We start from the raw sequence: 19,183 nt of genomic DNA, 5'->3' as shown, positions 1-19,183 counted from the left end.
TTTGTTGAAATCGCAGGTGATAGAAATACCACTGAAAAAGTTTTGTCGTATGACAGAGTGTCCAAATCTAACCTCTCCACAATACTACACTCCGTCTACTAAAGCGTAACGTAGGAGGAGTGGACAAAAAGATGGGATCAAAGCTCAATGATGCCAAAGAGGGAGAAGGAGGGCAGCTTAGCCGCCCATAACATTGGACAGAAATTAGCACTCATCACAACTACAAGCAACAATTGTTAATAAAACGAAAAGAACCAAAACTAAAGCAAAATTGTCGTCAAAGAATCCCATCGATATCACCCCTTCAAGTGTATGAGGAATAACCTCAAACTCAAGCTATGCAAATTAAGGCGCTATGTAAGGGCGATATCACAGTAAGTGGGAAATTTGGGCATGCAACAGCCTGTTACTTGTCATGTCCAACAGCTCAATAATGTTAAATCAGTAGGGGGATAAACGACAAAAAAAGGCTATCCCTTAGCCACATTCATGGCATTTGGGACAGCCTTCTTGGAACTTAGCTACTTCTACCAAGGGCATAAGCATCTGCCATGATAAATAATGCATGAATCTCCGCAAGGCTCAATTGAATAATTTGAACCTAACTTTTTCAGGAGCTTCTTCAGCATGATCATTCACCTCCTTGGTAGATTTATTTTCCATGTATTACCATTCTATCGTGACTAAGTGATTTAAGAACATGAATATTTTTATAAATTGTGTACGGTGTCAAAGTTTAAAGCCGGTTTGAAGAACTTGGAAATAATCTGAAGTGATTTCGTCAAAATTGGAGTCTGTTTTCTCAAGATACTTCCAATAAATTAAGTCTTCAGATTCGATATGCAGCATTTCCATTTCAAATTGTTGTGACTTCCACACAATAATCTGACCAATGCAAAGCTGGGATTCATGAATAACTCTTAAAGAAGGGTCATGAACGATTTTACTGTCGACAAATTCACAATTGATAATTTCCGAAGAGATATTAGATTTTTGTAATTCTGCAGACTTGCATTCAGCCCAATCACGGAAAAAAGATAAAATCATTTTTCACCCCAGCCAATCATGGATATAGTGATGTAGCATGTGTTCTAGGTAATATTCGGAGATTTACGCTGCATCAAAATCGAAAAGAACATAATCGCTCCAGAGCCTATAAAGCCAATAACACTCATCAGCGTATCAAAGGGGTGATACTGATGGGTAAATACTTGAGCAATAGAAAGTCCCCACAAAAGTGTAGGAATAGACAGGAAGATATGTATTTTTCCATTATGCGTGAACCTGACATAGAGTAGAGCTACTACCGTAGAAACGAGATAACTGAAAGAGAAAAGGATCGTGTCCCAGGTCGAAATGGTTACTGGAATATCACTTGAAAGAAGCGATTTACAAGCCCAAAGAATAAAGAACCAAAAAGCAAAGGCCAAACCAATCATCATTTTCAAAAGACTTTTCATAATTTGATCCGCCTTTAAATGGTTAGATTGGTGAAATAGTATCACGAATGAAAAAAGAAAAACATCATACCGCTAGTTAAATAGTCGGTGCATGATGTTTGATTAAAATAAACAATGTAGATTTTACGTTTGCTTTCTTTAACCTTACTACTTCATATCAATCATAAACTTCTTATACATCCCTTAGCACCTTTGTCGCCAACAATCACTAGTATTTGTATTGGCAGATGTCGTTCGTCTCAGTCTTTATTGGATGGGTTGGTGTTAAGCGCTATAAGTCGGCCATCCGCAATACCCGTCAGCTTCACATGGTACACGTTGTTCTTTTGCGCTGCTAACACCAGGAAATGAAAGCGATAGAAGTAATGCAGCAGCAATACCAAACAGAGCAAATTTTTTCATAAATCTTCCTCCTTATAAGTATGAACGAAATGAGGATGATAGGTATACGGAAAAAGACCATCCCTCTGCCACGCAAATAGCTGTTGGGACGGCCTTTTTAAGTACTATCTGACATTAAGCGGGACACATGCAATGTTTTCCTGCTGGTATGCACTCCCGAGGACATGGGCGGATTGAGTTAGCACCAATTTTTTGAAGTAATTTCTTAAACATTGTTATTCACCTCCTGAATTGGGAAAATATAACTTCTGATCCAATAATAACACACATACACTCTAGATAACATATAAAATACCAAAAATTCGGAAAATAAAAATCTACTTAAGAAATGTCAGTGTCGTACTATTCACTATCACCCATCCGGCTGGAATAGGGGAGCCTAGCATTACCCAAATTTGATCACCAAATGCAGCGTTTTTAATTGTAGTAGTTCCGTGCTTAATCTCAGTTGATGTAGAGGAAGTTTCTTTTCCTTTCCAGTCATACTGGGTAGTGCTAGCTGCGAAGGAGACCGATTTCTTCTGTAAAGGGAGTGTTGCTCCGTGGGCGGTTATGGCTAAACTTGGTACCGTGACAACAGAGCTTACTGCTAGAATCATCAAGGCTTTCTTAATCAATTACAACAACCCTTCTTGAAAATATCACGAAGTTTGTGGCAAGTCTGTATGGGAGTGATACACGTCATTTGAAACCGATCACAAACTGACGTATAATCAGGTATTATTGATTAATCACTAAAAGGGAGGCGATCTCGCAATGACGTCGGTCAATCGTAAAACGGAAATCATCTCTGCTGCCATTGAAGTCTTTGCTGAAATCGGGTATTTCCGGGCAACGACAGCGCAAGTGGCAGAGCGTGCAAAGATTTCCCAGCCGTATATTTTCAAGTTTTTTGCATCGAAGGAAGCTTTGTTACAGGCAGCCTTGGAGGCGTCGTGGGAGCGGATCATTGACTCTTTCCGTCTCGTTGTGGATTCCGCATCCAAAGAGCAATTGGAAACAGATTTAATCAAGGCATATGAAAAGATTTTGGCTTCCCATCAAAATGAAATACTTCTTCAAATGCAGTCCCAGACGATTCAAGAGCCTTCGATTCGAGAGGCAATGCGCGAAGGATTTCGGGAGGTTCGTCAGATCGTCCTAACAGCTTTTCGTGAAGCGGGCATTGCGAGCCCGGAAGAGAGAACACTTATTTTCCTGGCAAGAGGAATGCTGTGTAATATTTCAGCAGCTTTGGATATGCCAGAATTAATGGAGGTGTAGCGGAGAAAAAATTGTGACAATTAGTTATTGACTAATCACTAACTAAAAAGTTATAGTTCAAATTAGTTAGTGATTGATCAATCACAAATTAAACAAGTGGAGATGATCCGAATGAAAAAAGCGATTGTAGTCGGGGCAACAGGCGGAACGGGAGCGGCTATTCTGAACGAGCTCATCAAACGAGGAGTTGAAACGATTGCTTTTGGACGTTCTAGACAAAAGCTAGAGCAAATGGCGTCAGAGCTAGGGAATCCAGCACATTTGTCACTGGCCACCGGGGATGCATTCCGGTCTCAAGACATCGTAGCAGCATCGGAAGGAGCGGATGTACTATTCCATTGTGCAAACGTCCCTTATCACGAGATGGTAAATAAGCTGATCCCACTTGGCGAAGCCGTCATGGAAGCCGTCAACAAGAGAGACTTGAAGGTTGTTGTGGTAGACGGCATTTATCCATACGGGCGAAAGCAGATAGAACCAGTGACGGAGGAGCATCCAAAGCAACCGCATACGAAGAAAGGAAAAATCAGGTTGGCATTTGAACAGATGCTGTTTAGCAGTCGCTGGGATCATGCGCGAACGATGATTGTCAGATTACCGGATTATTACGGACCTACCGCTAATCAAGCATCGTATTTGGGTTCCACACTTGAGGCAATTGCGGCTGGAAAACCGGGGCTTTTCATTGGGAATATGCATGTTTCTCGCGAGTTTGTTTATTTGCCGGATGCGGCGAAGATGATTGTGGAGTTGGCCAGCCGTGAGTTTGCTTATGGACAAAACTGGCACATTCCAGGTGGAGGCATCATTTCCGGTCGAGACATCGTTCGAATCGCTCAAAAAGCAAGTGGCACCGTGAAGCCTGTCATTCCTCTTGGGAAAATGGGTTTGTCTTTGCTGGGGATGTTCGTCCCGGTGATGAAGGAGGTTGTCGAGATGCTGTACTTAACCGAAACACCGTTGATTCTTAGCGGAGAAAAATATAAACGGCTTATTGGACCAATCCCAGCGACGAAGTTCGAGGAGGGTATAACGGCAACGATCCAGCATTTACAGAATCGTACTTCCATGAAATAAATGATAAGCACTAGTTATTGATTAATCACTAACAAAGGAAATGACAAAATCATTTTAAATATTCCTTTACAGGAATATTCCCTTTGGTGTATATTTTACCTAACAAGATGATCACAATAACGCTGAAGGAGATGAGATGAACGTAGAATCCATCATGTAACGAGGTGAGTGACATGTCGGGGATGAATCCGGGCATGGACATGGCGACGCTGAGTGCTTTGGCTGAACCGAATCGTATGAAAATCGTCGAACTTTTGCGCGATGGTCCTCTAACTGTAGGGGAAATCGCAGACCAACTGGGCCTTCGCCAGCCCCAAGCCTCGAAGCATTTGAAGGTGCTTAGTGACAACGGGATCGTGGATGTGAAGGCTGAAGCCAATCGTCGAATATATAAACTCAGGCCCGAGCCCTTCCGAGCGCTGGATTCTTGGGTGAAGTCATTCCAGCGAGTTATGGAAGAAAGATTTGATAATCTGGAAGACTATTTGCGGGAACTGCAAAACAAGGAAAATACTTGAGATCCATTCAAATGAATGAGGAGGAATTGCTATGTCAAGAAATACAATGGTTTCAAGGGTAGAGAACGAGCGGGTGCTGGTACTGGAGCGTGTATTCGACGCGCCAAGAGAACTCGTGTTCAAGATGTTTAAGGAGCCTGAGCATCTCAAGCGTTGGTGGGGACCGAAAGGCTGGGAACTCCCGGTTTGTAATGTCGATTTCCGACCAGGTGGTGTTTGGCACTATTGCATGAAATGCGTCGATAAGAATCAAGGTGATTTTTACGGCATGGAATCTTGGGGCAAAGGCGTTTATAAGGAAATTGTTGAGCAAGAGAAAATCATCTATACCGATTACTTTTCAGATGCAGAAGGCAACACAAATGATACCATGCCTTCGACAGAGGTTATGATGGAATTCATCGATATGGGTGGCAAGACGAAGCTGGTCAGCCGTTCTGAATATGTATCTGCAGAGGCCATCAAAACTGTCATGGACATGGGCATGCTAGAGGGCATCACCCAAACGTGGGATCGTTTGGAAGAGAGTCTGAACGAGATCAAGTAAGGGACATATAGGAAAGGCCGCCTGGCATTGAAGACCCGGCGGCTTTTTCAATTTAGTTGCAGATTTATTTCACCATCAGCGTAATAAAATCGTTCAGCTTATCTAGCGAAATGATATTTTGATTGCACGTCGCACTGTCTTGGCAAATGAAGTTTCCTTTTTTCAAATATGTTCCATCCCCAGAGCTTTTTGCTTCAAGGACGAACATGCCGATTTCTTCAAAGCGATTACAGAGCGCACAAAGGCCTTTCTTATTTACATTGGTAAACTGCCCGTGAATGCCAATCAGTTTTCCTTCGTGGTAAGCGACAATATACTTCTTTTCCGTCGCAGTGTCTAGCCAGCCCACATAAGAGATTTCTGAAAAATCGATTTCTGCTAAATTCGAGATTTTAAGCTTCTTTACTTTTGGAAAGAGCTTCTTAATAGAAGACTCTGTGAGAGAAGGGAATGGAATCACAAACGGTGAAAGCTGGTGCAAAAACTGTTTTCCTTCTGCTTTTTCTTTAATCGAGTCAATCGGATGCAAAATCTCTTTTTGTTCTGCAGTTATGTTCGGGAACAACTGAAAGATTTCTTCATGGGCGATTTCTTTTCGAGCACGAATCACATTGACATCTGTACTGGTCGCATAGGCGTTCATGATTGCTTGAACGCGTGATTGAATGAAGTGATACTGATGTGTATGGATAAAAGGTTCCATCTTGCGGTTCCTCCTGTTTCTGTCTTGTAAGGTGGGTTCCTCTTTACTTTAGTGTGTTTGCAAGAGAGGAGAAAGGGAGAAGACTTTTCACAAAAAAACTCGCCATAAAAAAGCACTGACAACCTGTATGGAAAGGTCACCAGTGCTTTATAAATGTCTATTTGGTATACACGATTTTTTTAATCGTCTCTGTAGACAAAAAGTATTCCTCCGCTAACTGAGAAATAGCCGTCCCGGCCCGAAAGCTGCTTTTAATAGCCGTATTCCGCTCATCCAGAAGTTTTCTCCCGCCAGTGCGCGTCCCCCATTTTTGATGGGTTACTTTTGTCTTCGGAATGTAAATGGTTTCTCCTTGCACGTACTTTTGAATTTCTGCGAGTAACGATTCAGGAAGGATTAAATTTGCTTTCACACATTTCATTTCTGCTCGCTCCTTATTTAAAAATAGGCAAATAAGGGGCAAAGCCAAGAAATAGGAAATGAGATACGCAAATGAAGGCGATGATTCGATTAAACAAGAGACCACCTCATGCAAAGTATCGCCTCACTATTTCTAGGCTTTGCATGAGCCGCTGCGGTATGTGGCAAATTGAGAGCATTCGCCATTCGTACACCCCCCTCGAGGTCCATTTTAAAAACGGTGCCCCCAGTCCTTTTCGGGAAGGGAGTATTTGTAATTATATAAGAAAATGACGTTTTTGTATAACGATACTTACAAAAATGTAAGTGGATACGTAAGGGAAGACGATGGTAATCATCTCTATCGACCGATAAAGTAATACTTGCTTGGCTATCAGGAAAGAGAGAAAGGGGAAAGTCATCATGAATTTACGTAATAAATTCAGTCTGGGTGTGAGTTTGCTTGTTGCAACTGTCTTATTTACAGGATGCTCCCAGGACGCAAATGGAGTTATCTTGTATGGAACTGAACAACAAATTGATCAAGCATGAACAAAACAGTCCAAAGATGTAATCGCGACTGATAATTACAATGTGAAAATGGTATCTGCTGGTGAACAAAATGCGATGGTCATGAACAAAACGGCGGCCCAATCGCTGCTGGAGAAGGAACTGTTGAGAAAAGTAGATGAGGGGAATAACACGACACCAATCGATGCCTTACCGCAGATCACAAGCGATGCAGGGGTATACTTTGCTAAAAATGAAACGGCCAATTTGACTGTTGGTCCGAACAAGCTCACGTATCAAGGCAATGTGATCATTGGCGACGGGCGGAGCTATGCTGATCTTTTCGTGATTGTGGATGATCCCACTTGGGAACAAGTGGAGGGAACCACCAAGAAAGTCTCGGTATGGGGATATAACAAAGATCCTAAGAATGAGATGGGTACTTTCAATGTGGAAACGGAACAGCTCGTTCACATGAAAGAAATGGATACAAAGAAATAGAAAGAAAGGCAGATTTATGGTCTGCCTTCTATTTTTATCTATGATAAATCGTTTACAGTCCATGGAAACTCCTATATAGTTACAATAATGAACGTGAAAAGAGGTTTTGATTGTATATGATGAAACTCATAATCGCTAAGTAAAATTCGAATGAATTTTATATGGGAAAAGGTCAAATGAAGGGCGTGCCCTTTGTTTCTTTTTTATACCTTTTTCAAAAGCGATTAGAAGGCATTATATCTCATCAAAACAAATTTCACGTTTGTGCATCATATCTATTCTGTTCGGGATAGGTATCTTCATCACAACGATAAATTTGACCATGAGAAGAGAATTCTTCTTGTGGTCTTTTTTATTGGAAAGAAGGGATTGCTGAAAAGGAATGAATGATGACAAACAGCACATACAACAGAAAGGGAGGTTTTTACGTGGGTGAATATCGATTGATCAGTGACTACAAGCATATCGAAAAATACAAAGAGAGCTTTAATGACCTCGCCAAGCAGATCTTTCAGCTCGATTTTAAAGAATGGTATAACAAGGGCTTTTGGAATGACAACTATGTTTGCTATTCCTATTTGGATAGGGAGCAGGTTATTGCTAACGCTTCTGCCAGTAAGATGATCGTGACATCCAATGGCAAAGACTATAAGGCACTTCAGATCGGGACGGTCATGACGCATCCTGCCTATCGTAACCAAGGATTGGCAGCGAAATTGATGAACCATATTCTTGAAACATGTGAAAAGGAATACGATTTTATTTATTTGTATGCCAATGATACCGTGCTCGATTTTTATCCGAAGTTCGGATTTGAGAGAGTACAGGAAAGTAGTTTTCGCTTATTGGCATCTGATTTGAAAAAGCAAGTAGGACAAAAATCAGTCATACGCAAGCTAGATGTTGATAATGAGGCTGATTTTATCGTCATGAAGGAATTTGCTGCCAAACGAATCCCCGTTTCAGTGAGTCTAGGTATCAAGGATAGCGAGCATCTGTTGATGTTTTACTTGCTGCTCGTTTTTCGGGATGTAATCTATTATGTCGAAGAGGAGGATGTGATTGTCTTATTGGAACGAGAAGATGACCAACTGCATGTATTTGATTTGGTAAGTAAAAAACCAGTTGATATAGTAGCAGTCATTTCTCATTTGGTATCGCCTGAGACAGCAATCATTCATTTTCACTTTATGCCGGATAGTGAGAATGAGAAGATCCAATCTGCTTTGATGACAACGACGGATGATGTCTTATTTGTTCGTCCCTCGTTCAAAATGGAGACAGAACATTTTCGTTTTCCGCTTACTTCACACGCATAAAAGGTTTGAAATGACACATCGTGTGAAACAGTAAAATAGAAGAAAAAAGCAGACGTCCAGTATGGAAGGATGTGAGGGGAAAAGCATGTGTGGCCGTTTTACTCTCGTAACGAACTTGGAAAAATGGAAGGAACGCTTCCAAATCGAAGTCATTCCATTTGATGCAAAGCCAAGGTACAATATTGCACCGGGTCAGTTCATTCCAGCGATTATTGCTGATCGCGGCGAGCGACGTATGGGTCAGTTGAGATGGGGGTTAGTGCCATCGTGGGCTGCCGATGAGAAGAGCAGCTACAAAATGATCAATGCGCGCTGCGAGACATTAAATGAAAAGCCCGCATTCAAACAGCTTTTCGCCCGAAAGCGATGCATCCTTCCTGCTGACAGCTTTTATGAGTTTATGTGGACAAAATTTGCACCATTGATTTTGGGCGTCGAGGGTTACTAGTGTAGCGATCACCTATCGAAAAGGATGTTATATCAGAAAAAATTGATTTAATTATTGCATCTTCTTGGTAATCGTGCATATAATAAATACATCAAAAAAAATTGATGAATGAGGTTGTAATCGATGAACGATATTAAGCACAAATTGGAGCAATATGAGAAGAAATTCAAAGCTCTCTCCGATCAGAAGCGCCTTGAAATTATGTATGAGCTTTGTCAAAGAGGCAAAACATGCGTATGCGACCTGACAGAGGTTTTTGACATGCCTCAATCTAAATTATCGTATCATCTCAAGATATTATTGGATGCCAACCTAATTATCAAAGAGACAAAAGGTACCTGGAGTTACTACGATTTGAATGATGATGAAGTGAACCACCTATTATCGGAAGAGCTTTGTTGTATCTTCAGAAAAACAGGCAAAGGTAGTTGCTGCTAATTTTTTTAGACCTTATATCAATTTTTTTTGATTAATGGTTTTTAAATTAAAGGAGGAATCTTAAATGAAGTATGTACATGTTGGCGTTAACGTTACCAATCTGGAGAAATCTATTGAGTTCTATCAAAAGGTTTTTGGGGTTAACCCTGTAAAGGTAAAGCCTGATTATGCTAAGTTCTTGCTTGAAACCCCAGGATTAAACTTTACATTGAATGTTCGGGACGCTGTAAGCGGAAACCAAGTTAACCACTTCGGATTCCAGGTTGAAAGTGCAAATGAAATCCTGACTCATAAGGAAAGACTAGAAAAAGAAGGCTTTATCGCTCGTGACGAGATGGATACGACATGTTGTTATGCTGTGCAGGATAAATTTTGGGTTACTGATCCAGACGGTAATGAGTGGGAATTTTTCTACACAAAGTCTGACAGTGACGTTCATAAAATCGAGTCCACATCCTGCTGCGTAGATTCAAAAACAGAAGCAACCAATTCTTGCTGCTAAGACAAAGTGGGAGGCTCAATGAAACAACTATCATTTTTAGATCGCTTCTTGACCCTTTGGATCTTCCTTGCTATGGCAGTAGGGATTATGATCGGAATTTTCTTTCCTGCTTTCACCAATGGATTGAATAGCTTACAAATTGGTACAACATCCATACCGATTGCTATAGGTTTAATCCTGATGATGTACCCTCCTTTAGCTAAAGTTCGATATGAAGAAATGGGGCGCGTATTTAAAGACATTAAGGTTCTTTTGCTATCCCTTATTCAGAACTGGGTTATAGGCCCGGTTTTGATGTTTTTATTAGCCATCATTTTCTTGCCAGATAAACCAGAATATATGGTAGGGCTGATCATGATTGGATTGGCACGTTGTATCGCCATGGTGATTGTGTGGAATGACCTCGCAAAAGGTGATGCAGAATATGCAGCCGGACTTGTGGCTTTCAATTCTTTGTTTCAGATGCTTTTCTTTTCAGTATATGCTTATGTCTTTGTCACCGTAATCCCGGAATGGCTTGGTATTCAGGGTGCAGTCATTAGTATTACGATGGCGGAAGTGGCAAAATCGGTGTTTATATATCTAGGTATTCCTTTTCTTGCCGGGATGCTGACGCGCTTTACTTTTGTAAAAGTTAAAGGCAGACATTGGTATGAGAAAGTGTTCATCCCAAAAATTAGCCCCATGACTCTGATTGCCTTACTCTTTACCATCATTGTCATGTTCTCAACACAAGGAGAAAACATCGTAAGCGTTCCACTTGATGTTGTTCGCATCGCCATTCCACTTCTCATCTATTTCATCCTCATGTTCTTTATCTCTTTCTATATGGGGAAAAAGATTGGCGCAAATTATCCCGTTACTACGACGCTTGCTTTCACAGCAGGTAGTAATAACTTTGAATTAGCTATCGCTGTGGCAGTCGGAGTGTTTGGGATTCATTCAGGTGCCGCCTTTGCAGCCGTCATCGGCCCTCTTGTGGAAGTACCTGTGATGATTGCATTGGTTAATGTAGCTTTATGGTTCAAGCGCAAATATTTTTAGCAGCACATTTCCTAATTTACGCTGAAAAGGTGTGTACATCATGGAAAACAAAAAAACGATTTACTTTTTATGTACAGGAAATTCTTGCCGAAGCCAAATGGCGGAAGCATGGGGAAAAAAATACTTAGGTAACGCCTGGAATGTTTTTTCTGCTGGGATTGAAGCCCATGGTGTGAATCCAAATGCCGTTCGAGCGATGAAAGAAGTTGGCATAGACATTTCCGATCAAACATCAGATGTCATTGACTCTGATATTTTAAACAAGGCTGATCTGATCGTGACACTATGCAGCCATGCCGATTCCGTTTGTCCAACCACTCCTACTCATGTAAACCGTGTCCATTGGGGATTTGACGATCCTGCGGGAAAAGAATGGCCTGAGTTTCAACGAGTTCGTGACGAGATCGGTGCCCGTATAAAGAAATTTGCGGAAACAGGGGAGTAAATTTTTCCGCAAGCGAGCTGTATCCATCTAATGTCCGAGGAAAAGTCCCCTTTTTGACGAAAGGGGACTTTCTCTACACACCGACTCTTATTTTCTGTACTTTTGATCATATACATCTTCCTCTGCATCCAACCAGAAGTGATATGATTCACCTACAACAATCGCTTCTTTCATAGTATCCTCAGAGTTATTAGCTGTAGGGTTATTATATGAATTTTCCATGATAATCACTTCCTTGCAACAAGATATGCATCTCAAACGTATACTAGCGACATAATTTAGGTGTTACACCATAGAAAATGTCGAATAAATCAATACTCAGTACGATTTTGTTGACATTTAATAAAAATGAGCGAATGCCTGTCATCTTAAAGAAAGATGATGAGGAATTATGGCTTGATCGGGAGAAGTATGATCGGTTGCAGCTCCAGTCGCTGTTTACCCCCTACGATTCCAGCAAGATGATGGTATATCTGGTATCCGCCAAAGTGGGCAGTCCGAAAAATGATGATCCTTCCTGTATTCAAGAAGTAGAGATCGGCTCTTTGCTTGAAGATTAATCCTTTCGCAGGAGCTGAACTTTTTGTCGTAATTCCTGTTCGGTTAACGACTCCAAATGCAACAATGCCTCGTATGGATCATCACCCGGAATATGAAAGTATCGAGCAAATGCAGGCTCTGTTTTGATGCCGCTTTGCTTCAGAGCTCTAATATGTTGGCATGCATCCAAGCCTCCTATGTCTAGCAAACGTGCTTCGATGTCCATATGACGATAGGCATTTTGCTTTTCGACAGCTACCGGTTGAGCAAACAATTCAAACCAAAAGTCAGCTGTGAAAAACGAGATAACGCACGTGGGAGTACTTTTTATATCTAGGTGTGTCACTTCAAATCCGGGTAAGCAGCCAAATGCTGTACGCACAGCCTGCTCAAACTGTTCCAGATCATGACTCTCGCAAATAATGTCTAGATCGCTTTGCTTGACGTCAATGTCTAAAGGGATGGTTCCGGCAAGCACTGGACGGTAATCGGATAGTACTTCCATGATGTGCGTCTGTTTAATCGCTTCCCACGCCGCTTTTTGGCGCATCGTTCCTCTGCCCAAATAAGAGAGATCATGCCAATTTCTCAAGAGACTACCTCCATGTCTACTTTCTTTTAAAATAGTTTAGACAAAAGTGAATAAGTACGCAACGAAATCGGTAATCACTCGTATACCTAGATGAAGGGAGTGTAGTAGATGGAAATATTTTTGTGGGTAGTGGTTGTGTTATTGTTCTTGCTAAGCATCGCAGGAATTTTTTTACCTGTTTTACCTGATACGATATTACTGTGGGCGGGCTTTTTGCTCTATCACTTTTTCATTGCAGATCCGGGAGCGGGATTGCCCGCATCCTTTTGGTGGGGAATGGTCGTTCTAAGCATTCTGCTTTATGGTGCTGACTTGCTGACGAACATGTACTTCGTGAAAAGGTACGGAGGGTCCAAGTGGTCGTCCATTGCTGCTGCGGTCGGAATTATCCTCGGGATCTTCGTTTTCCCACCGTTTGGTATGCTGATCTTGCCGTTCGTATTCGTCGTTCTGGTAGAGTTAATGGTGCAGAAGCAGTCGATGGAGCGAGCAGTGAAAGCGGGCGTAGGCTCACTGATCGGATTTTTGGGTAGTGCGGTCGTAAAAGTCATATTGCAAGTTACGATGATCATCTGGTTTTTTGTCGCCAGATAACATATAGAAAACGAAAAGGACAGCCGAGGCTGTCCTTTTTTACGTGGAAACTAGTGAATGAGTCGATATACACCGATGACTTTACCGAGAATGGTGACATTCTCCAGAATGATCGGTTCCATTGTGGCATTTTCCGGTTGGAGACGAAAGTGGTTCTTTTCTTTGAAAAATCTTTTGACGGTCGCTTCGTCTTCTTCTGTCATGGCTACGACAATGTCACCATTGTTCGCTACGTGCTGTTGGCGAACAATTACGTAATCTCCGTCGAGAATCCCGGCATCAATCATACTGTTCCCGGAGACGCGCAGCATATAGACCTTGTCAGAAGTCACGATATTGTCTGGAAGCGGGAAGTACTCTTCCACATCCTCAATGGCAGTGATCGGTTGTCCAGCGGTTACTTTTCCGATTACTGGAACACGGACGACAGAGTCTTCGAAATTGTCTTGAAAACGATCTTCATCTGATAGCAATTCGATGGCACGAGGTTTGGTAGGATCTCGACGAATGAGGCCTTTTTTCTCTAAGCGTGCCAAATGCCCATGTACTGTTGAGCTGGAAGCTAGTCCAACAGCCTCACCAATTTCACGTACAGATGGCGGATATCCTTTATCACGAACTTCCTTTCGTATGAACTCGATGATGGCTTGTTGTCTACTCGATAATTTTGACATAGAAAGACACCCCTGATTTCTCGAACATATTTTCCTATATTATACCATGGGAGCTTGCGTTCGACAAACATAAGTTCGATTCTTTGTTGACATGAACATATGTTCTCATTTATCATGAGGTTACAAATGATCAGAACGTATGTTTGCGAGGAGGCCATTATTATGAATTCATCGACAGCACGAAATCGTTTCGAGAAAAAAGAAGAACGTCGAGTTCGTTTTGGTATCACGAGAGGACAAGCTCTCTTGTTTCTTATAACATTTACTCTCTTTTTTTACTTATTGACCGAACTAGTGTTTGCTTCTTCGCCAATGGAGGAGCCACAAGGAATAGAAGTAACCGTACAATCTGGAGATAGCCTATGGTCGTTAGCTGTTCAATACAATACAGATCAGTATATGGATGTTCGCGACTATATAATAGAGATTAAGGATGCGAACGGTTTAGAGAGCAACAGGATTTACCCAGGTCAGACTCTCATGCTTCCTGATACTCCGTAAGTGTTCGGCTGTCTTGCGGGATCATTCGAATGTGGTATAATGAATCGGCACTACTACAGAGTGGGAGGAACCAGCAGTGGTATCTGACGCAGAAATTAAACGCATTAACGAATTGGTCAAAAAATCTCGCGAAGAAGGTTTGACCGAAGAGGAAAAGCTCGAACAAAAAGCATTGCGCCAAAAGTACATTGACGCCGTTAAGCTTTCATTGAGAGCAAATTTGGATTCCATCCGTTATGTGGAAGACCTTGAAGAAAATAAGCCAAAACAGTAAGATAACAATTACTGATACGACAGACATCCTCGCTTGACGCTAGGGTGTCTTTTTCTGTGACATACATAACGCTTTGATATTCAGGGAGGGAAAGCGGTGGCGTGGATAGCTGTGGCGGTTGGAGGAGCAGTTGGCTCACTTTTGCGCTACCTATTGTCTTTGCTCGCGAATCAGCCGGGATGGCCGTGGGGAACTTGGATCGCCAATGTTTGTGGATCTTTGATCATCGGCATCTTGTTCGTGCTGGGGAAAGAACGTGGCATTTTATCTCCGACACTCTATCTTTTATTTGCAACGGGGGTCATGGGAGGATTTACGACGTTCTCTAGTTTCTCCTTGGAAGTGGTTTCTTTTTGGGGAGAAGGTCACCTGTTGCGTGGCACTTTGTACGCTCTTCTCAGTTTGGGAGTCGGACTACTTTCTTGTGGGGTTGGAATATGGTTGGCTAGGCAATGGTCTTAATACGTTCAATGACACGATACATGTGAGGGGGAATGAATGTGAGTACACAGCATCGTGATTATGAATTGGAACAAAAAAAGCTGGATGAAACAATTTCAGCGATCGACGAAGAAATGGAGCAGCTTCGCAATGAAATTCGCGAGGCAACAGATGACTATGTGAAACAGGTCGTTAACTATAAAAAGGCTAAGGATTTGCGCTACCTCGAAGATCAAGGTCGAGAGAAGCCGTATTTCGGCAGAGTGGATTTTTTGAAAGATGAGATCTACGAGCTGGATCAGGTATACATAGGAAAACGAGGAATTGTACGCAGCGATACGTTTGATTCTGTCGTCGTGGATTGGCGCGCGCCTATCGCCAGTCTTTATTATTCCGGTGAGAGCAAAGACGCGTTTTACCGGATGGGACGCGAAATTGTGCGTGGTGAAGTTCGATTAAAGCGTAATTTTGCGATCGAAGACGAAAAGATCGTCGGCATCTATGATGGAGCGGTAAAAGAAACGATTAACCGCGAAATGGGGCATCCCGACGAATTTTTGCAAGAGGGCTTCATCGATGAATTTTTGGCAGCCAATCTGAATCAGGCGAACGATAGCAGGCTAAAAGATATCGTCGCTACGATTCAATCCGAGCAAAATGATATTATCCGGGCGGAAAAAGAACGGCCCATTGTTGTGCAAGGAGTAGCGGGGAGCGGAAAAACGACCATCGCGCTGCACCGACTATCCTATTTGATTTATAACTATCAGGATTCCATGATGTCCAAAAAGTTCATGGTGTTTGCACCTAACCGGATGTTTCTTACCTATATATCCGAGGTTTTACCTGAACTCGGCGTGGATGACGTTCAACAGTCTACTTTTGTAGACTGGGCAGCGCGTCTTGTGAAGCCACTGCTGCCAAAAGGATGGAAAATCGTGAGTCCTGATAAACCTCTTCAATTGTTCTTCGAAGAGGGGCAAGATGAGCGCCAGCAAGAAATGACGCGAAACAGGCTTCGTTTCAAAGGATCGCTCGCTTGTCGGGAGGCGCTGGAGCAATACATTCGGCATATCGTCGAAACAAGAATTCCTTTTAAGAAGCTCAGCTTTTTATACAACAAAACGAAGCAAGTCTTTACAATTCCGGGTGATTTTATTCGCCAATGCTTCCTGGAGCAATTCGCGAATATGCCGTATCATCGCAGGGTAGAAGCGCTTCGCAAGCATTTGAAACAAGAAATGAACAAGCAATTATTTGCCCATTTGCGAGAGCGAAAAGTCGATTTGGACAAAGAAGGCTTGTACAAATTCGAAAAAATGCTGGAGCAAATACTGGATACATATCTGACTTCGTTTCCAAGACTGGAAATCTTCGCAGCTTATCGCGAGCTGATTGCTGACGGGGAATTGCTGCGCAAGCTCGTACCTGCTGATATTTCAGACGAAGTTGTGCGTGATGTGACGCAGTCAAGTGCTGCGCTGTTTGCAGAGGAGAGATTGGAGCCGGAAGATATCGCGCCATTGCTATACTTGCAGCATATTGTTGAAGGAATGAATAAGGCAGAGCATTTTGATCATACGGTCGTGGATGAAGCACAAGACTTGAGTGCGTTAGAAATAGCCGTCATTGCATTGGCAACCAAGAGAAACTCGCTCACGATCGTGGGAGATATTGCGCAAGGCATTCATAGCTACCGGGGGATTCATGCGTGGGAAGAGTTGACGAAGGGGATTTTTGCCCAGCTGTTTCCTTCCTATTATACGTTGTCGCAAAGCTATCGTTCGACAATTGAGATCATGCGTTGTGCCAATGAAGTGTTGCGGCAAATTGAATTGCCCGAGACGGTATTGGCAAAACCGGTTTTGCGACATGGTGAAAAACCAATTATGGTCAAGGCTCGTTCGCGAGCACAACTGTGGGAGGACATTTCTCAGCGTGTGACTGCCTACCAATCGGAAGGCTTCAAAACGATTGCGATCGTAGCGAAAACCATTCAAGCGAGTAAAAAAGCACATAAAGGCCTACAAGACAAGATAGCTGATCTGACTCTATTAGGCAGCAAGGATAACCAATTTCCGGGTGGCGTAACCGTCATGCCTGCTTTTTTAACGAAAGGCTTGCAGTTCGATGTAGTCATTTTACTGGATGTGGACGCCTATCAAAATAATGAATGGGACGCAAAACTGTTGTATGTCGGGATGACTCGTCCGGTCCATCGCCTAGTTATGACGCAGGTTGAAGACGTTTCTTCACTATTGCTGAAAGATTTACCGACAGAGCTGTACATCATGGCTACTGACGAATAAGAATCTACGTATCAAAGAAAACCCTCTGCCAGTATAAAAGCAGAGGGTTTATCTGTATCATGCTTAGTGGTCGCCGGTGTTACCTTTAGAAGGGTTGGTAATAACAAAGCCTTCTTGCGGCAAGAAGAGGTAATCAATGACGATGCCATCCAGCAAAGGCTCATCCTTTTTCACGATCACATCGATCTCTTTGTCGGTCGAGATTACAACATCTTCTTCCGTTGGCTTGTCCAGAGCGAGTCCGTAGTGTGCATGATCACCATGAGAGTGAGTAATATAAACGCGCAGTTTCAATTCTTTGTCTTCTTCTTGCTCGATGATTGGAGCCAATTGTTTGGCAGCGTTACGAGTGATTTTTAGTTTCACAGGTCAAATCCCCTAACTGTATGTAAGTTACCCCTCCATCTTAGCAAGAGGGAAATCAGGATGCAATGTTGAAAGTGTTACGATATGTCTAGAGAATGACAACAGGGTGGAAGGAGAGTCATCTATGAAAATCGATTTGCGCAGCGATACCGTTACGAAACCAACCGAGGAAATGCTTCGAGCAATGGCGGAAGCGGAGGTTGGTGATGATGTTTATAGAGAGGACCCAACTGTCAATCGTTTGGAAGCGATCGCGGCTGAAATACTCGGAAAGGAAGCTGCCCTGTTCGTAACAAGTGGCACGCAAGGCAATCAGGTAGCTGTTTTGACGCATTGTGTCAACGGAGACGAGGTCATTGCGGAAGCGGATTCGCACATTTTTTACTATGAAGGCGGCGCTATGTCGGCATTGGCTGGTGTGCAAACACGAACGCTGGTTGGAGAACGTGGTGCTTTGCGTGCAGAAGATGTAGAGAGAGCGATTCGGGGCAACAATATCCATTTTCCTCGCACAAAATTGATCTGTCTCGAAAATACACATAATCGTGCTGGTGGGGCGGTAATCTCTGTCGCGCAAATGAAGAGTGTCTATGATACAGCACAAAAACACGGTATTCCCGTTCATTTGGACGGTGCTCGTCTCTTCAATGCGGCTGTGGCTCAAGGTGTTGCAGTCAGTGAGCTAAGCACTTTTGCCGATACCGTTCAGATTTGCTTGTCCAAAGGGCTGAGTGCTCCAGTTGGTTCCATTTTGGCTGGAGATCGTGCGTTTATGGAAGAAGCGAGATGGTGGAGAAAAAAATTAGGAGGCGGGCTGCGTCAGGCAGGGTATTTGGCAGCACCGGGCATCATCGCTCTGACACAAATGACCGAACGATTGGCAGAAGACCATGAACGGGCACAACAATTGGCAATAGGATTGCGCCAGCTATCGCTTCAGGTCGAGCAAGTCGAGACGAATATCGTGTTGGTGAATACAGACTCGATTGGACAAACAGCTGTCGCCTTCTTGGACCGTTTGGAGGAAAAAGGAGTGCTCGCAGTTGATTTTGACGAGTATGTCATTCGCTTTACGACGCATCGACACATTACCGATCAACATATCGAGACCGTTGTTGCAGCAGTAGAGCAATTATTGGAAACGGTGTAATTGTATCAACCGCTTGTAGCCAGTCCGAAGGGAAGACTGGCTTTTTTCTTTGTCTTGATAATGAATTCTAAATAATTAGACAATTTGTACAAAATAAGAGTCTTAACGCGATCTGTTTTTCGCCATACCGTCTGATTTGTTTCGTCCACACTTGCGTTATCATGGT

The 19,183-nt window shown here is 42.7% G+C and carries 28 protein-coding genes and 1 pseudogene; 19 read left to right on the top strand and 10 right to left on the bottom strand.

What is annotated here, in order from left to right; translation table 11 throughout:
• Positions 1–204: 204 nt before the first annotated feature.
• The 4 genes from ACFVS2_RS06430 to ACFVS2_RS06415 all read right to left on the bottom strand — a co-directional run bounded on the left by ACFVS2_RS06430 (position 205) and on the right by ACFVS2_RS06415 (position 1,862).
• Positions 205–291: a YjcZ family sporulation protein gene (locus ACFVS2_RS06430; protein ID WP_016743434.1), complete on the bottom strand. Its 87-nt coding sequence runs from the start codon at positions 289–291 to the stop codon at positions 205–207.
• A 438-nt stretch (positions 292–729) separates the two neighbouring features.
• Positions 730–1,047 (bottom strand): immunity protein TriTu family protein, encoded by a 318-nt coding sequence (locus ACFVS2_RS06425; protein WP_173621374.1) that lies wholly within the window; start codon positions 1,045–1,047, stop codon positions 730–732.
• Between the two features lie 44 nt (positions 1,048–1,091).
• On the bottom strand, positions 1,092–1,460 hold the full coding sequence (locus tag ACFVS2_RS06420; RefSeq protein WP_390232305.1) for a hypothetical protein: 369 nt from the start codon (positions 1,458–1,460) through the stop codon (positions 1,092–1,094).
• A 264-nt stretch (positions 1,461–1,724) separates the two neighbouring features.
• Positions 1,725–1,862 (bottom strand): hypothetical protein, encoded by a 138-nt coding sequence (locus ACFVS2_RS06415; RefSeq protein WP_157230862.1) that lies wholly within the window; start codon positions 1,860–1,862, stop codon positions 1,725–1,727.
• 756 nt (positions 1,863–2,618) lie between these two features.
• Here ACFVS2_RS06415 and ACFVS2_RS06410 point away from each other — a divergent pair.
• The 4 genes from ACFVS2_RS06410 to ACFVS2_RS06395 all read left to right on the top strand — a co-directional run bounded on the left by ACFVS2_RS06410 (position 2,619) and on the right by ACFVS2_RS06395 (position 5,267).
• The gene (locus ACFVS2_RS06410; protein WP_173621372.1) at positions 2,619–3,125 is read left to right on the top strand and encodes a TetR/AcrR family transcriptional regulator; all 507 of its coding nucleotides are present in this window, start codon (positions 2,619–2,621) and stop codon (positions 3,123–3,125) included.
• A gap of 111 nt (positions 3,126–3,236) precedes the next feature.
• A complete protein-coding gene (locus ACFVS2_RS06405; protein ID WP_390232301.1) occupies positions 3,237–4,202 on the top strand; it encodes an SDR family NAD(P)-dependent oxidoreductase in 966 nt (321 codons plus the stop codon).
• Positions 4,203–4,375: 173 nt separating this feature from the next.
• A complete protein-coding gene (locus ACFVS2_RS06400; protein ID WP_173621370.1) occupies positions 4,376–4,720 on the top strand; it encodes an ArsR/SmtB family transcription factor in 345 nt (114 codons plus the stop codon).
• A 31-nt stretch (positions 4,721–4,751) separates the two neighbouring features.
• Positions 4,752–5,267, top strand: a complete 516-nt coding sequence (locus ACFVS2_RS06395) for an SRPBCC domain-containing protein (RefSeq protein WP_390232297.1) — start codon at positions 4,752–4,754, stop codon at positions 5,265–5,267.
• Between the two features lie 64 nt (positions 5,268–5,331).
• Here ACFVS2_RS06395 and ACFVS2_RS06390 read toward each other — a convergent pair whose 3' ends face one another.
• Together ACFVS2_RS06390 and ACFVS2_RS06385 are read right to left on the bottom strand one after the other, a co-directional pair.
• Complete coding sequence (locus ACFVS2_RS06390; RefSeq protein ID WP_390232294.1) at positions 5,332–5,970, bottom strand: FusB/FusC family EF-G-binding protein; 639 nt, start codon at positions 5,968–5,970, stop codon at positions 5,332–5,334.
• A 157-nt stretch (positions 5,971–6,127) separates the two neighbouring features.
• Positions 6,128–6,391, bottom strand: a complete 264-nt coding sequence (locus ACFVS2_RS06385) for a CD3324 family protein (protein ID WP_007718970.1) — start codon at positions 6,389–6,391, stop codon at positions 6,128–6,130.
• 401 nt (positions 6,392–6,792) lie between these two features.
• Between ACFVS2_RS06385 and ACFVS2_RS06380 the strand changes: the two genes are divergently transcribed.
• The 8 genes and pseudogenes from ACFVS2_RS06380 to arsC all read left to right on the top strand — a co-directional run bounded on the left by ACFVS2_RS06380 (position 6,793) and on the right by arsC (position 11,576).
• A complete protein-coding gene (locus ACFVS2_RS06380; protein WP_390232291.1) occupies positions 6,793–6,921 on the top strand; it encodes a hypothetical protein in 129 nt (42 codons plus the stop codon).
• Positions 6,922–6,936: 15 nt separating this feature from the next.
• Positions 6,937–7,380 (top strand): annotated as a pseudogene (locus ACFVS2_RS06375) (lipoprotein BA_5634 family protein); the annotation flags it as partial.
• A 428-nt stretch (positions 7,381–7,808) separates the two neighbouring features.
• The gene (locus ACFVS2_RS06370) at positions 7,809–8,699 is read left to right on the top strand and encodes a GNAT family N-acetyltransferase (RefSeq protein ID WP_390232288.1); all 891 of its coding nucleotides are present in this window, start codon (positions 7,809–7,811) and stop codon (positions 8,697–8,699) included.
• A gap of 85 nt (positions 8,700–8,784) precedes the next feature.
• Positions 8,785–9,147 (top strand): SOS response-associated peptidase, encoded by a 363-nt coding sequence (locus ACFVS2_RS06365; protein WP_370642721.1) that lies wholly within the window; start codon positions 8,785–8,787, stop codon positions 9,145–9,147.
• Between the two features lie 123 nt (positions 9,148–9,270).
• Positions 9,271–9,585: an arsenical resistance operon transcriptional regulator ArsR gene (arsR, locus tag ACFVS2_RS06360; RefSeq protein ID WP_007716712.1), complete on the top strand. Its 315-nt coding sequence runs from the start codon at positions 9,271–9,273 to the stop codon at positions 9,583–9,585.
• A gap of 64 nt (positions 9,586–9,649) precedes the next feature.
• Positions 9,650–10,087, top strand: coding sequence for an ArsI/CadI family heavy metal resistance metalloenzyme (locus ACFVS2_RS06355; RefSeq protein ID WP_390232283.1), 438 nt, complete (start codon positions 9,650–9,652; stop codon positions 10,085–10,087).
• 18 nt (positions 10,088–10,105) lie between these two features.
• Positions 10,106–11,131 carry an ACR3 family arsenite efflux transporter gene (gene arsB / locus ACFVS2_RS06350; RefSeq protein WP_390232280.1) on the top strand — a complete coding sequence of 342 codons (1,026 nt, stop codon included), beginning with the start codon at positions 10,106–10,108 and terminating at the stop codon, positions 11,129–11,131.
• Between the two features lie 40 nt (positions 11,132–11,171).
• Positions 11,172–11,576: an arsenate reductase (thioredoxin) gene (gene arsC, locus ACFVS2_RS06345; RefSeq protein WP_015891621.1), complete on the top strand. Its 405-nt coding sequence runs from the start codon at positions 11,172–11,174 to the stop codon at positions 11,574–11,576.
• An 87-nt stretch (positions 11,577–11,663) separates the two neighbouring features.
• Here the strand turns inward: arsC and ACFVS2_RS06340 are convergent, their stop codons facing one another.
• Positions 11,664–11,798, bottom strand: coding sequence for a hypothetical protein (locus ACFVS2_RS06340; RefSeq protein WP_255654154.1), 135 nt, complete (start codon positions 11,796–11,798; stop codon positions 11,664–11,666).
• Between the two features lie 77 nt (positions 11,799–11,875).
• Between ACFVS2_RS06340 and ACFVS2_RS06335 the strand changes: the two genes are divergently transcribed.
• Complete coding sequence (locus ACFVS2_RS06335; RefSeq protein WP_390232276.1) at positions 11,876–12,136, top strand: SOS response-associated peptidase family protein; 261 nt, start codon at positions 11,876–11,878, stop codon at positions 12,134–12,136.
• Here the strand turns inward: ACFVS2_RS06335 and ACFVS2_RS06330 are convergent.
• Positions 12,133–12,708 carry a DUF4269 domain-containing protein gene (locus tag ACFVS2_RS06330; protein WP_390232273.1) on the bottom strand — a complete coding sequence of 192 codons (576 nt, stop codon included), beginning with the start codon at positions 12,706–12,708 and terminating at the stop codon, positions 12,133–12,135. The genes ACFVS2_RS06335 and ACFVS2_RS06330 overlap by 4 nt on opposite strands.
• 108 nt (positions 12,709–12,816) lie before the next feature.
• Here ACFVS2_RS06330 and ACFVS2_RS06325 point away from each other — a divergent pair, with 108 nt between their 5' ends.
• Positions 12,817–13,302 (top strand): DUF456 domain-containing protein, encoded by a 486-nt coding sequence (locus tag ACFVS2_RS06325; RefSeq protein WP_007718943.1) that lies wholly within the window; start codon positions 12,817–12,819, stop codon positions 13,300–13,302.
• 50 nt (positions 13,303–13,352) lie between these two features.
• On the opposite strand, the gene lexA is transcribed toward ACFVS2_RS06325, so the two are convergent.
• Complete coding sequence (lexA, locus tag ACFVS2_RS06320) at positions 13,353–13,976, bottom strand: transcriptional repressor LexA (protein WP_016743448.1); 624 nt, start codon at positions 13,974–13,976, stop codon at positions 13,353–13,355.
• 162 nt (positions 13,977–14,138) lie between these two features.
• On the opposite strand from lexA, the gene yneA reads away from it, so the two are divergent.
• The 4 genes from yneA (at position 14,139) to ACFVS2_RS06300 (ending at position 17,501) form a co-directional block, all read left to right on the top strand.
• Entirely contained in the window at positions 14,139–14,477 is a 339-nt protein-coding gene (yneA, locus tag ACFVS2_RS06315) for a cell division suppressor protein YneA (RefSeq protein WP_390232270.1), read from the top strand.
• A gap of 76 nt (positions 14,478–14,553) precedes the next feature.
• Positions 14,554–14,751: a DUF896 domain-containing protein gene (locus tag ACFVS2_RS06310; protein ID WP_007718933.1), complete on the top strand. Its 198-nt coding sequence runs from the start codon at positions 14,554–14,556 to the stop codon at positions 14,749–14,751.
• Positions 14,752–14,847: 96 nt separating this feature from the next.
• Complete coding sequence (gene crcB, locus ACFVS2_RS06305) at positions 14,848–15,213, top strand: fluoride efflux transporter CrcB (RefSeq protein ID WP_173619584.1); 366 nt, start codon at positions 14,848–14,850, stop codon at positions 15,211–15,213.
• A gap of 38 nt (positions 15,214–15,251) precedes the next feature.
• Positions 15,252–17,501: a HelD family protein gene (locus ACFVS2_RS06300; RefSeq protein ID WP_390232266.1), complete on the top strand. Its 2,250-nt coding sequence runs from the start codon at positions 15,252–15,254 to the stop codon at positions 17,499–17,501.
• Positions 17,502–17,564: 63 nt separating this feature from the next.
• On the opposite strand, the gene ACFVS2_RS06295 is transcribed toward ACFVS2_RS06300, so the two are convergent.
• Positions 17,565–17,867 carry a HesB/IscA family protein gene (locus tag ACFVS2_RS06295; protein WP_007718917.1) on the bottom strand — a complete coding sequence of 101 codons (303 nt, stop codon included), beginning with the start codon at positions 17,865–17,867 and terminating at the stop codon, positions 17,565–17,567.
• Between the two features lie 124 nt (positions 17,868–17,991).
• Here ACFVS2_RS06295 and ltaE point away from each other — a divergent pair, with 124 nt between their 5' ends.
• Positions 17,992–19,017, top strand: a complete 1,026-nt coding sequence (gene ltaE / locus ACFVS2_RS06290) for a low-specificity L-threonine aldolase (protein ID WP_390232263.1) — start codon at positions 17,992–17,994, stop codon at positions 19,015–19,017.
• Positions 19,018–19,183: the final 166 nt, after the last annotated feature.

It is taken from the genome of Brevibacillus sp. NPDC058079, from assembly GCF_042885155.1.
Lineage (GTDB): Bacteria > Bacillota > Bacilli > Brevibacillales > Brevibacillaceae > Brevibacillus.
Note: the sequence above shows the minus strand (reverse complement) of the source record. Positions and strands in the feature narration are given on the sequence as shown.

Bases quoted from the DNA above. Each gene is read 5' to 3' on its own strand.
- ACFVS2_RS06365 (WP_370642721.1), top strand. From the start codon at position 8,785: ATGTGTGGCCGTTTTACTCTCGTAACGAACTTGGAAAAATGGAAGGAA.
- arsB (WP_390232280.1), top strand. From the start codon at position 10,106: ATGAAACAACTATCATTTTTAGATCGCTTCTTGACCCTTTGGATCTTC.
- ACFVS2_RS06415 (WP_157230862.1), bottom strand. From the start codon at position 1,862: ATGAAAAAATTTGCTCTGTTTGGTATTGCTGCTGCATTACTTCTATCG.
- ACFVS2_RS06390 (WP_390232294.1), bottom strand. From the start codon at position 5,970: ATGGAACCTTTTATCCATACACATCAGTATCACTTCATTCAATCACGC.
- ACFVS2_RS06430 (WP_016743434.1), bottom strand. From the start codon at position 291: ATGGGATTCTTTGACGACAATTTTGCTTTAGTTTTGGTTCTTTTCGTT.
- ACFVS2_RS06405 (WP_390232301.1), top strand. From the start codon at position 3,237: ATGAAAAAAGCGATTGTAGTCGGGGCAACAGGCGGAACGGGAGCGGCT.
- ltaE (WP_390232263.1), top strand. From the start codon at position 17,992: ATGAAAATCGATTTGCGCAGCGATACCGTTACGAAACCAACCGAGGAA.
- ACFVS2_RS06385 (WP_007718970.1), bottom strand. From the start codon at position 6,391: ATGAAATGTGTGAAAGCAAATTTAATCCTTCCTGAATCGTTACTCGCA.
- ACFVS2_RS06340 (WP_255654154.1), bottom strand. From the start codon at position 11,798: ATGGAAAATTCATATAATAACCCTACAGCTAATAACTCTGAGGATACT.
- ACFVS2_RS06420 (WP_390232305.1), bottom strand. From the start codon at position 1,460: ATGAAAAGTCTTTTGAAAATGATGATTGGTTTGGCCTTTGCTTTTTGG.
- yneA (WP_390232270.1), top strand. From the start codon at position 14,139: ATGAATTCATCGACAGCACGAAATCGTTTCGAGAAAAAAGAAGAACGT.
- arsC (WP_015891621.1), top strand. From the start codon at position 11,172: ATGGAAAACAAAAAAACGATTTACTTTTTATGTACAGGAAATTCTTGC.
- ACFVS2_RS06380 (WP_390232291.1), top strand. From the start codon at position 6,793: ATGAATTTACGTAATAAATTCAGTCTGGGTGTGAGTTTGCTTGTTGCA.
- ACFVS2_RS06325 (WP_007718943.1), top strand. From the start codon at position 12,817: ATGGAAATATTTTTGTGGGTAGTGGTTGTGTTATTGTTCTTGCTAAGC.
- ACFVS2_RS06425 (WP_173621374.1), bottom strand. From the start codon at position 1,047: ATGATTTTATCTTTTTTCCGTGATTGGGCTGAATGCAAGTCTGCAGAA.
- ACFVS2_RS06335 (WP_390232276.1), top strand. From the start codon at position 11,876: ATGTCGAATAAATCAATACTCAGTACGATTTTGTTGACATTTAATAAA.
- ACFVS2_RS06355 (WP_390232283.1), top strand. From the start codon at position 9,650: ATGAAGTATGTACATGTTGGCGTTAACGTTACCAATCTGGAGAAATCT.
- ACFVS2_RS06400 (WP_173621370.1), top strand. From the start codon at position 4,376: ATGTCGGGGATGAATCCGGGCATGGACATGGCGACGCTGAGTGCTTTG.
- ACFVS2_RS06395 (WP_390232297.1), top strand. From the start codon at position 4,752: ATGTCAAGAAATACAATGGTTTCAAGGGTAGAGAACGAGCGGGTGCTG.
- ACFVS2_RS06410 (WP_173621372.1), top strand. From the start codon at position 2,619: ATGACGTCGGTCAATCGTAAAACGGAAATCATCTCTGCTGCCATTGAA.
- arsR (WP_007716712.1), top strand. From the start codon at position 9,271: ATGAACGATATTAAGCACAAATTGGAGCAATATGAGAAGAAATTCAAA.
- lexA (WP_016743448.1), bottom strand. From the start codon at position 13,976: ATGTCAAAATTATCGAGTAGACAACAAGCCATCATCGAGTTCATACGA.